The following is an 11,722-nucleotide window of genomic DNA, read 5'->3' as shown; positions in this document are numbered from 1 at the left end:
ACACTTTAGCGGACATATGTCCTGTATTAAATAATTGCAAAAATTGTAGCAAAAGCACAGAGTTGGTAATGGTTATTATTTCAGTTTTTATTTTAGGTCACCACTTGGGTTTACGAACTCTGGACTCGCAAGTTCGCAATTATGTTTGTTAAGTAAACAAAGAATAGCCATATTTAGTTCCTCTATTACGTCTAGATGCTTATCAAAGTCGATAGTATTTACATTACTCAATACATCGACTTGTAATACCCAAGGCGTAAACCACTTAAACTTAACTCGAGAAGGCTCATTACATATCTATTCGTGTTCATTTAATAACTGTTTTAATGCTGTTATAAAGGCATAAAAATCACTCTTCTGAGTTTTAGCCCTCAACATCAAAATTGACTATCGTTATTTACGCAAGTTATTTGACCAAAATGACGGTACACGCTAACGTAGCATTGACAAATGTGATGCATACATCCCCTATCTATCGTTGAGGTATAAGATGAATTTAACAAATACACTTTCAAAAAATTGGTCAACGCTTTTTATTCGGGGACTTATTGCGACTATTTTGGGTGTTATTACTTGGTTTGCTCCTGAGGCATCACTTAATATTTTGTTGCTAATTTTTGCTGGGTACTTTTTATTTGACGGCCTACTAAGAACTTGGGTTGCATGGAATTCAAAACAACATAATCCATATTGGCGCTGGTTATTAATTGGCGGGGTTTTATCTTTTATTACTGGGTTAGTTACTTTATTTGCCCCGAATATCACAGCCGTTTTATTACTTTATTACGTTGCTGCGTGGGCGATTGCGATAGGTGCTGTTGAAATACTTGTTGCCATTAAATTAAGAGCAGAGATAAATGGGGAGTGGTTTTTAATTATTTCCGGTGCTATTTCGGTTATTTTTGGTTTTTACTTGGTTTTTAATCCCAGCGCTGGTATTCACACTGTGCTTTGGCTGGTTGCAACTTACGCGGTTATTTTTGGTGCTTTGATAATGGGCTTTTCACTCAAACTAAAAAAGCTCAAGACACACGTTAATTGATCCTTCATACCCAAACACCTAAAAGTGCTCAATTGCCTATGTCACAGAGGCTTAAACTTTAGCTGTATTAACATCTATTAAAAAGTAATAAGCATCAGAATAAGCGCCTTTGACAAGCCCAAAGATTGAAATAGTTAAACTAAATACCCAAGCCAATTATCTATAACTTAAATTCCGCAACTAACCCATTTAATTGCTGAGACATTTCGCTCAACTGTTCGCTTGATTGATGAGTGTGTTTAGCCCCTAACTGTGTTTGTTCAGCAATGGCTGCAATTTCAGACACATTTTGACTGATGTTTGTTACAGCGGTTTGCTGTTCGCTGGTCGCTTGAGCTATTTCTTCATTAATAGTAAATAGAACGAGCACGGCCTCATCGATACTTTGCAATGTGTGTGTGCATTTTTGGCTTATTTTTAGTCCTTCTTGCGTTGCGTTTTGTGCTTGTAGCATTTGTTCAACAGTAACCTGTACACGGGTCTGTAGTTGCTCAATCATAGTTTCAATACTGCCCGTTGAGTCTTGTGTACGTTTAGCCAAGGTGCGCACTTCATCGGCAACCACTGCAAAGCCTCGTCCTTGCTCACCAGCCCTAGCCGCTTCTATTGCCGCATTTAACGCAAGTAGGTTAGTTTGTTCAGCGACTTGCTTAATCACATTCAGAATATCACCAATATGTTCTGATGCGGCCTGTAATTCAAGTACAACAGATTGCGCTTGCTCTACATTGTGTGCCACTTGAGTAATTGAATTGAGGTTATCTGCAACATGCTCTAAACCTTGCTTGCTAAGCATTTCAACTTTTTGTGTGGTGTTTAAGCTCTGCTCAGTCTGGTTAGTGACAGACTGAGCTTGTGAGCTAAGCTCCTCAATATTATTTGCAACCTGCATTGTTTGCTGCTTTTGCTCGATAATTCCCACTTGTATCTGGCTTGTTACACAGGCTAACTCTTCAGCTTGGGATGCGAGCGTACTGGTATTGCTACTAATAACATTTAAAACCCCTTTAAAGTCGTGATTCATCGCATTGAAAGCACTCGCCATACTAGATAGCTCATCTTTACCATGGCTTTTTAAAACAATGGTTAGATCTTTTGTTGCTGCAATATCATTCATGGATAATGTTAGTTTTGCTAAAGGTTTAGTAATATTACGCGCCACCAATGAAGCCAAAATGATCAATAATAAAACGTAACCCAATGTGCTGATTACGCTCACTATGAGCATTTTAGTGAATTCTGACTCTATGTCTTCTAAATATATCCCTGTGCCGATCACCCATTGTCCATAGTTTAAGCGCTGCACAAATGAAGACTTTTGTTCGAGCTCTGTTGAACCAGGTTTAGGCCACTGGTAATAGACAAACCCATGGTTATACGCTCTAGCTGTATTAACAAATTCTGTAAACGCGGTCGCAATAAATGGCTTTTCATGTTGCGTCATTGATAGGGAGTTAAGTTGAGGTTTAATAGGGTGAAGCACCATATCTCCATTGAGATCAAATACAAAAAAATACCCGTTTTCACCATAGCGGGCACTCTCTACAGTGCGTTTAATTTCACTTTCTAGTTTTTTAGGCGAATTACCATATGTATTTTGTAGTGCAGCAATCTGGTTTTGTAGATTACTAATCAATAGTTTTGCGCTGGCTTTTCGCTCTAAAAGCATACGATCTTTAAGGTCATATGCACTGTGTATTTGTAAGATAAAGATGATGATACTTGCAAATGCAATTATCAGACGTAATTTTGCAGATACTTTTAATTTATTCAAACAGTTGGTTAACAATTTCATGGTTTTTCCAAGTAATGACAACATAGAGCGAACTCTCATTAATACTTAGATTGTACCTATATTTTCAACAATTTAAATAGCCGTATAGACTTTTAACTATCTAAAAAACACTACAACGCTTTAATGTATTGATAATTATTGCCTTTTACAAAAATAACAAATGTAAACAGCTGTAACCATAGTTGTTACCGTAATCTAATTTGAACTTTGATGATGCTTTTTGCGCGTCAATGCAATTTCACCATCAATGTGAATATCGCGTTGTGGGAAAGAAATAATCACATTATACTCTTCAAATATTTTATAAATACTAAATCGAATATCACTGCGGACTTTTCTGAGCATGGTTTCAGATTCAGCGCACACCCAAAAAACAGCATTAAAAACCAGTGAACTTTCACCAAAATCATCAAAGAACACAGATGCTGCGGGAGCCGGTAATATTGATGTGTTTTCATTAAGCACCTGCATAATTAGCTTTTCCACCAGCACCACATCAGAACCATAAGCAACACCAACACTTACGGAAGAACGTGCATTGCGATCTATTAAAGTCCAATTTGTCACTGTGTTTTCTAATAACTGGCTGTTTGGCACTAGCATATGAACACCGTCGTTTCGACGGATCCGTGTTGATCGAGTTTTTATTGTTTCAACAACGCCCTTAGCGGTTCCAACCTCCAAGAAATCTCCAATCCTAATAGGACGCTCCCACATTAGAATCCAACCACTTATAAAGTTATTGATAATATTCTGTGCGCCAAAACCAACGCCAATAGCAATAGCCCCAGAAACAAAAGCAAATGCAGTTAAAGGAATGCTCAATACTTCTAAAGTCGTAAAGACAAGTATCGCTATGCAAAGCACTAAATAAATACGGGTAAATAATAGTACCGCATCTGGGCTCATTTTTTGGGCAAGTAATGCTTTCTTAATTAAGCGCCCTGTTCGCGTTACTACAAACCACATCACAAATAATATAAGGGGGACTTGGATTATTTTAGATACAGTAATACTGACATCACCGTAAGTGAACAATACATAAGTAAAATAGTAGGTAATTTGATCTAGGTTCATAGTGGTCCAAATGAGCGTAATTCAGCGTGAAAACTCTAATAAAGCCATAATACGTTTAAAATACATTATTGCTAAGGTCATAATGGCATTTATTTAAAAAGCATTAATTTTTTGTGTTAGTGCATCTTTTAACGAATTTAAAAAAGATTTCTTTATAAACATGCATGACAATCATTATTCGCATTGAGCTGAGGGTACAATGTTTATTTTTATTTCGTGATGTAGGGAGTACTTGAGAATCAATAAAGCGCAAACACTCTACAAATTCAGCCCTGTAGCCCTATCAAACACATCATATTTAGAATGTACGATAGAAAACGACGTTATGAAAACAATCAAATTTAAGCTACTTTTTGAACAAGACTGCTATTTTTATGCCTAAAACCTCCATTTTGCGCCCAACTGACTCATTATTTCGATAAACTTAATTGTATATAATCTAAAATTTGCTAAGTTAGTTGGTTAATGCCTTTGTTACACTTTAAGGCTTATTCTTATATTGGAGCTTTTATGCGCAAATCTCTCATCGCTAGCACTATTGCTAGCGCTTTACTATTATCAGCTTGTAGTTCACAACAAGTTGAAGACTCAACTGACCAAGCAACGCAAGTACAAACTGTTAGTGTTGATAACGTTTTGATGAAGCCAAGCCCACTACAATATATGGCGCCAGAATTTGATAAGTTTGGCACTAAAGACTACGAACCTGTATTCGATGCAGGTATTGCACAGCAAACAGCACAGATCGCAGCGATAGCAAATAACCCTGAGCCTGCAACGTTTAAAAATACGTTAGTCGAACTTGAACTTTCAGGTGAGCTACTTGATAGAGTATCGACAGCATTTTACAACTTATCAGGCTTAATCTCTGATAGTGAGTACCAACGTATTGCAGCGAAGATGGCTCCTGTGCTTTCGGCTCACTCAGACGATATTTATCTTAATAAAGCGTTGTTTCAACGCGTTGAAAACATTTACAACAACAAAGCTAAGTTAAGTGCAGAAGATCAAAGACTTGTCGATTTTTATTACACTAAGTTTGTCAATGCTGGCGCAAAACTTGATGAAACTCAAAAATCAAAAATGCGTGAAATTAACGCGGAACTTGCAAAATTATCAACGGCTTTCTCACAAAATGTTTTAAAGTCATTTAAAGAAGATGTGATTCTGGTAACAGATAAAAGCGAACTTGCAGGTCTATCTGAAGGACATATAGAGAGCTTAGCCGCTGCCGCTAAAAAAGCAGGCAAAGAAGGCTATATGATCACGCTTGTTAACACCACTCAACAGCCAATTTTAAGCAGCCTTGAAAACCGTAAACTACGAGAACGTATTTTCAAAGCATCTGCAACACGTGCACAAGATACAAATGGCCCTATTATCATCAAAGAAACCAACTTACGTGCACAAAAAGCAGAGTTACTTGGTTATAAAGACTGGGCATCATATGTAATGACTACCAGAATGGCTAAAACCACTGAGAATGTATACGGCATACTTGATGACTTAGCGCCAAAAGCTGTTAACAAAGCGAAAGCTGAAGCGGCTGAAATTCAAAAAGTAATTGATGCATCAGGTGAAACTTTTGCTTTACAACCTTGGGACTGGGCATTTTATTCAGAAAAAGTTCGCCAAGCTAAATATGACTTAGATCCAGCGCTAGTTAAGCCATACTTTGAAATGCAATCTGTGATCCACGACGGCATGTTCTTCGCAATGGAAAAACTTTACGGTATTACGTTTAAAGAGCGTAAAGATTTACCGCTTTATCACGAAGACGTAATGGCATTTGAAGTATTTGACGCTGATGGCAGCGCAATTGGCTTGTTCTACATGGACCCATATGCACGTGAAGGTAAACGTGGCGGTGCATGGATGAGTGCATACGTTGGTCAAAGCGGCTTAAAAGGTACAAAACCAGTTATCTATAACGCGCAAAATATTCCTAAGCCAGCAGAAGGTCAGCCAACCTTAATGACTTTCTCTGAAGTAACCACCATGTTCCATGAATTTGGTCATGCAGCGCACGGTTTATTCTCAGACGTTAAATACCCAAGCCTTGCAGGTACAGCAACAGCACGTGACTTTGTTGAGTTTCCTTCTCAAGCACATGAAGACTGGAATATTGAACCTACAGTGCTTGCGAACTACGCTAAACACTACAAAACGGGTGAGCCAATTCCAAAAGAGCTACTGGATAAAGTACTAGAGTCACAAAACTTTAACCAAGGTTTTGGTACAACTGAGTATTTAGCAGCCGCATTACTTGATATGGAGTGGCACTCATTTGGTTCTGACACTGAAATCACTGATGTGCAAAAGTTTGAACACGAGGCCCTAGAAAAGCACGGTATTGCCTATTACCCAGTACCACCACGCTATAAGTCTTGCTACTTTAGCCATACTTTTGCTGGTGGTTACTCTGCGGGTTACTACGCTTACCTTTGGACTGAAGTGTTTGCAGCCGATGCATTTGCTCACATGACTGAGCAAGGCGGCCTTACTCGTGAAAACGGTGATAACTTCCGTAAAGAAATTCTATCAAAAGGTAACAGCCGTGACTTAATGCAAAGCTACATTGAGTTCCGTGGTCAAAAGCCAACCACAGATGCATTGCTTAAGCGCCGTGGTTTAGTAGAATAATAACTAACCTGAACTCTGGTTAAGAGATGTACTAAAATATTGATATTAAATAACAAATGTTATTAGTCTCCAGCCGGAGACTTTTAGCGATAACAAGGCGAATTTACGCGTCAATAGCTAGCCTATTGCAAGTAAATTCAACGCAGTTAGCGTTGAAAGTAGCCGCTGGAGATAGATTTATTATCCAGAGTTCAGGTTAACTACTTAACTTAGCAATAAAGCCCGCACACTGTTGCGGGCTTTTTGTTATAGTAAGGCTTTAAAATTACTGATGTAAAATCATGGCCTATCTTTTTGCAACTACCCTTCTATGGGCTTTTTCGTTTAGTTTAATCGGCGTGTATCTGGCAGGCCAAGTTGATGCCTGGTTTAGCGTATTGATGCGTGTAGCCTTAGCAACATTAGTATTCTTACCGTTTTTAAAATTTAAAACCGTCCCCAAAGTTGTCATTGCCAAGCTCATGCTGATTGGTGCAATTCAACTTGGTGCCATGTATAGCTTTTATTACCACTCTTTTTTATACCTCAGCGTGCCCGAAGTTTTACTCTTTACTGTAATGACACCTTTATACATCGCGCTGTTAAACGATGTAATCGAACGGCGCTTTAACCCCCAATATTTGTTTGTCGCGCTGTTGGCAATTGCTGGAGCGGTAGCTATTCGCTATCAAAGTATTGATGAGCACTTTGTTACAGGGCTATTGCTGGTTCAAGCTGCAAATATTTGCTTTGCCACCGGACAAGTCACCTACAAACGTTTAATGGCTGACAATGAGCTACCACAACGCACTGTGTTTGGTTGGTTTTTTGTAGGTGCACTTGTTGTTGCATGTGTTTGTTTTGCTTTATTTGGTGATACAAGTAAGCTTCCCACCACCAGCACCCAGTGGGGGATTCTTATTTACTTAGGCACAATTGCCTCTGGTTTTGGTTATTTTGCATGGAATAAAGGGGCAACTCAGGTTAACGTCGGTGGTCTAGCAGTAATGAATAACTTACTCATTCCCGCCGGTATTTTGGTTAATGTCGTTATTTGGAATCGCGAAGCCGACCTTTTAAAGCTCAGTATTGGCGGCGCCATTATTTTAAGTGCTTTAATACTTAACCAACTGTTAACCTCAAAAAATAAATGAATGTATACTATAATATTCGAAGAAGATAAAATAAAAGGGAATTACTAAATGCTTCAACAAATCATTTCTAAATTTGCTATAGCTTTGGTGCTGTTAACTTTAACAGCATGTGATGATGAAAAAACTGTCGAAGAAAAAAAAGCGATAACTGTTGAAGCTGAGGATGATGAGATCAAAACTGTTAATGAAACCTTAGCTCCAGGTGTCGAAAGTATTTCTCCTAACATCAAAGAGCCCTCGTTGGCTATGCCAGACTCGGTGGAGGGAAGTGATGGTATTTCATTAGGGCAACGCCCACATTCTTTAGTTGCTGACATGAAAGTCAGCCCATTAAAAAAGTTATTAGAAAGTTGTAGTGAAAAAGAGTTTTACCGTACAGATTTTTCTATTTCGCACAGGGGGGCCCCTTTACAATTCCCCGAGCATACGCGAGAATCCTATATGGCTGCAGCCAATATGGGAGCAGGTATCGTAGAATGCGATGTAACCTTCACAAAAGACAAAGAGCTCGTTTGCCGTCACTCTCAGTGTGATTTGCATACTACCACCAACATTTTAACTATTCCTGAGCTGGCAAATAAATGCACTACCCCATTTACACCAGCCAATGCTAGTGAAGGTACATCAGCCTCTGCAAAGTGTTGTACAAGTGATATTTCCGTCGCTGAGTTTCTAACGTTAAAAGGGAAAATGGACACAGCAAATACTCACGCACTTTCGCCTGAAGAATATCTAGAAACTGCACTGCCATCTAACTCAGAATCTAACATTCAATTTGGGACTTTAATGACCCATAAGCAAAGTATCGAGTTATTTAAAAGTTTAGATGTAAAAATGATTCCAGAACTTAAAGCCCCAATGGTTAAAATGCCATTTGATGGTTTTACCCAACAGCAATACGTACACAAGATTATTGAGGAATACGAAAATGCGAATGTACCTCAAGACCATATATACCTTCAATCTTTTAGCTTAACAGATATACGGAGTTGGATAAGCAGCAGCCCAGACTTAGCAGGGCGTATTGTCTACCTTGACGGAAGAGTAAACGGTGCTGAATTTGATGCTATGGACTCAGAAACATGGATACCAAGCATGACTAAATTGCATGAGATGGGTTTAAGAATTATTGCTCCTCCAATTTGGGTAGCACTCACTTTGGATAAAGACTCAAAAATAGTGCCTTCTGAATATGCAATTCAAGCAAAAGCTGCTGGATTAGAAATTATTGCATGGAGCTTTGAGCGTTCCGGTACCCTTGAAAATGGAGGGGGTTATTATTATCAGTCGATTACTGATGCTATTTCTGATGATAGTGATATGTATACAGTTATTGATGTACTCGCCAAAGATGTGGGTGTCATGGGGGTATTCTCAGACTGGCCTGCAACCGTGAGTTATTATGCCAGTTGTATGAATATGGCAAAAAGTGAGTAATGCGCGATGCTTTGCTATGATAAGCTAATTTTTTCTCTAAAGGCGCATTATGATTATTCAGCACCAAAGCCATGATATCGAAACAGCAACGGGTACTATGCGTACCAGCGTTTATCGCCCTCAAGCCGATGGGCAATTCCCAGCGATAATTTTTTACTCTGAGATTTTCCAGCAAACCGCCCCAATTGCGCGTAGTGCAGCTATTCTAGCCGGTCACGGTTTTGTGGTATTAGTACCAGAAGTGTTTCATGAGTTAAACCCTTTAGGTACTGTACTTGCTTACGACGATGAAGGTAAAGACAAAGGCAACGCTGATAAATGGGCAAAGCCACTTGAATCCCATGACAGTGACACCCAAGCGTTAATCGATTTTGCACAAACACAACACTATTGTACTGGCTCAGTAGGCGCTATGGGCGTATGCATTGGTGGACATTTAGCGTATAGAGCTGCATTAAACCCTGCAATTAAAGCTGCATTTTGCCTCTACGCCACTGATATTCATAGTGATACTTTACCAGCACAAGCCGGTAATAATTCGTTAGAACGCATGGCCGATATCCAAGGTGAAATTCACTTTATTTGGGGTAAACAAGACCCTCACGTACCACAAGAAGGCCGCGCTAAAATTTATCAACAAGTTGTTGCCACAGGCATTAACTACCAATGGCAAGAAGTAAATGCACAGCATGCATTTATGCGTGACGAAGGCGAACGCTACGACCCTGCTCTTGCAATTACGATGTACCAGCAAGCGACAGCGTTATTTAGCCGTACTTTATAAGTTTATTTTAAGCTAGCGACTGCTGCGTTAGTTACTTTTAAGCATACCCAAAGCGGTATGCTTTTTTACAAAGTAACTTTTAAGGTAATCAATAAAGAGGCGTAACTTCTTAGACCCTGCACCGCCGGGTGGAAATACGCCATAGAGCTCTATATCTTTACTTTTGTAATCATCTAATACAATTTCAAGCAAACCAGCCTGCACTTTAGGCCAAGCATCATAAAGGGGAATACGCCCAATACCGTGCCCAGCTTCAACAAACGCGGTACGTGCTGCGGCGTTATTGGTGCTTAACCCTCCTTGCATTATTATACTGTGCTTTTTACCCTCTTTTTGTAATGTTAGTGTTTTACTCCCCAACTGATACACCACCCACTTATGCGCTTTGAGTTGCTCGGGCGTTTTAGGCTTACCAAAGTGAGCAAAGTAATCTGGCGAACCACAAATACAGGTACTCATCACTGTCAGCTTAGTCGCCTGTAAGTTTGAATCATCAAGAGCCACACCACGTATAGCAAAATCAAACCCACCTTTTATGATATCAATCACTTCATCGCTTAACTGTAAGTCGATATCGATTTTTGGATACTGACGTTTAAAGTCATTAATAGCCGGTACAATTAACTGCATACCGACATTCACGGGGCAGCTTATTTTTAATAACCCTTGAGGCTCATTTTTTATGTTTTCTATTTGTAAGTTTGCGGCATTCGCTTGCTCAGTAATAACCCTGCAACGCTCATAGTAAGCAATTCCAGCCTCAGTTAATGCCATGGTGCGTGTAGAGCGATTCAGCAAACTCACCTCGAGCTGAGTTTCTAGTTTTTTTAAGTGATAACTGGCCACAGCACGAGTTAAACCCAACTGTTTTGCCGCAGCCGTTAAACTGCCTTGCTCAACGATTTGTGCAAACACCACCATACTTTTTAACTGCTCAAACGAAACTTTCATAGTCACTCCAACTCCAAACACAATTATTGTATCAATTTTTAAATCAATAAAGTTAAATTTATCATCGTTGTTTAAATGTAGCTTGGCGCATATAGTAATTAACAGATTAAAATTCATTTCATCAGAAGGAATATCGTCATGGCTAAAAAAATACTTATGGTTCTTACTTCACATGCTGATTTAGGCAACACAGGTGAAAAAACAGGTTTTTGGGTAGAAGAATTCGCTGCCCCTTATTATGCTTTCATCGATGCGGGTGCGGAAGTAACCTTGGCATCACCTGAAGGTGGCCAGCCGCCGATTGATCCGACAAGTACACTAGCCGACTTTGAAACGGATGCCACTAAACGTTATGACAACGACAGTGCAGCAAAAACATTAATGGCTAATACCCAAATTTTAAGCGAAGTAAACGCCAGCGATTTTGATGCAGTATTTTACCCAGGCGGCCATGGCCCACTATGGGATTTGGTTGATAACGCTGACTCAATTAACTTAATTGAAAACTTTATTCAGCAGCAAAAACCCGTTGCCGCGGTTTGCCACGCAAGCGCTGCGTTTTTAAATATTAAAGATACAGACGGAAATGCATTAGTTGCAGGTAAAAAAGTAACTGGCTTTAGTAATACAGAAGAAGCCGCAGTACAACTAACTGACATTGTGCCGTTTTTAGTCGAAGACGAGCTAATTAAAAAAGGTGGTGATTACCAAAAAACCGATGATTGGGGCGTGCTTGCACTAGAAGACGGCCTTGTGATCACCGGTCAAAACCCAGCAAGCTCTGAGCTGACCGCTCAAAAGCTATTAACCAAATTAGGTTAACTATCCATTTTAAAGCCTTGCCCTAATGCAAGGCTTTT

The 11,722-nt window shown here is 39.4% G+C and carries 9 protein-coding genes; 6 read left to right on the top strand and 3 right to left on the bottom strand.

What is annotated here, in order from left to right:
- The first annotated feature begins 490 nt into the window (after positions 1-490).
- Complete coding sequence (locus tag ACHUE3_RS08785; RefSeq protein WP_394192114.1) at positions 491-1,042, top strand: HdeD family acid-resistance protein; 552 nt, start codon at positions 491-493, stop codon at positions 1,040-1,042.
- A 160-nt stretch (positions 1,043-1,202) separates the two neighbouring features.
- Here the strand turns inward: ACHUE3_RS08785 and ACHUE3_RS08780 are convergent, their stop codons facing one another.
- A complete protein-coding gene (locus ACHUE3_RS08780; protein ID WP_394192113.1) occupies positions 1,203-2,837 on the bottom strand; it encodes a methyl-accepting chemotaxis protein in 1,635 nt (544 codons plus the stop codon).
- Positions 2,838-3,032: 195 nt separating this feature from the next.
- Entirely contained in the window at positions 3,033-3,914 is an 882-nt protein-coding gene (locus ACHUE3_RS08775; RefSeq protein WP_394192112.1) for a mechanosensitive ion channel family protein, read from the bottom strand.
- A gap of 510 nt (positions 3,915-4,424) precedes the next feature.
- Between ACHUE3_RS08775 and ACHUE3_RS08770 the strand changes: the two genes are divergently transcribed.
- The 4 genes from ACHUE3_RS08770 (at position 4,425) to ACHUE3_RS08755 (ending at position 9,911) form a co-directional block, all read left to right on the top strand.
- Positions 4,425-6,557, top strand: coding sequence for a M3 family metallopeptidase (locus ACHUE3_RS08770; protein WP_394192111.1), 2,133 nt, complete (start codon positions 4,425-4,427; stop codon positions 6,555-6,557).
- A gap of 281 nt (positions 6,558-6,838) precedes the next feature.
- On the top strand, positions 6,839-7,690 hold the full coding sequence (locus tag ACHUE3_RS08765; RefSeq protein ID WP_394192110.1) for a carboxylate/amino acid/amine transporter: 852 nt from the start codon (positions 6,839-6,841) through the stop codon (positions 7,688-7,690).
- Between the two features lie 48 nt (positions 7,691-7,738).
- A complete protein-coding gene (locus ACHUE3_RS08760; protein ID WP_394192109.1) occupies positions 7,739-9,127 on the top strand; it encodes a glycerophosphodiester phosphodiesterase family protein in 1,389 nt (462 codons plus the stop codon).
- 49 nt (positions 9,128-9,176) lie between these two features.
- Positions 9,177-9,911, top strand: a complete 735-nt coding sequence (locus ACHUE3_RS08755) for a dienelactone hydrolase family protein (protein WP_394192108.1) — start codon at positions 9,177-9,179, stop codon at positions 9,909-9,911.
- A 27-nt stretch (positions 9,912-9,938) separates the two neighbouring features.
- Here ACHUE3_RS08755 and ACHUE3_RS08750 read toward each other — a convergent pair whose 3' ends face one another.
- A complete protein-coding gene (locus tag ACHUE3_RS08750; RefSeq protein ID WP_394192107.1) occupies positions 9,939-10,862 on the bottom strand; it encodes a LysR family transcriptional regulator in 924 nt (307 codons plus the stop codon).
- A gap of 138 nt (positions 10,863-11,000) precedes the next feature.
- Here ACHUE3_RS08750 and ACHUE3_RS08745 point away from each other — a divergent pair, with 138 nt between their 5' ends.
- Complete coding sequence (locus tag ACHUE3_RS08745) at positions 11,001-11,684, top strand: type 1 glutamine amidotransferase domain-containing protein (RefSeq protein WP_394192106.1); 684 nt, start codon at positions 11,001-11,003, stop codon at positions 11,682-11,684.
- The last annotated feature ends 38 nt before the right edge of the window (positions 11,685-11,722 follow it).

This window comes from Pseudoalteromonas atlantica (genome assembly GCF_043641955.1).
Lineage (GTDB): Bacteria > Pseudomonadota > Gammaproteobacteria > Enterobacterales > Alteromonadaceae > Pseudoalteromonas > Pseudoalteromonas atlantica_A.
Note: the sequence above shows the minus strand (reverse complement) of the source record. Positions and strands in the feature narration are given on the sequence as shown.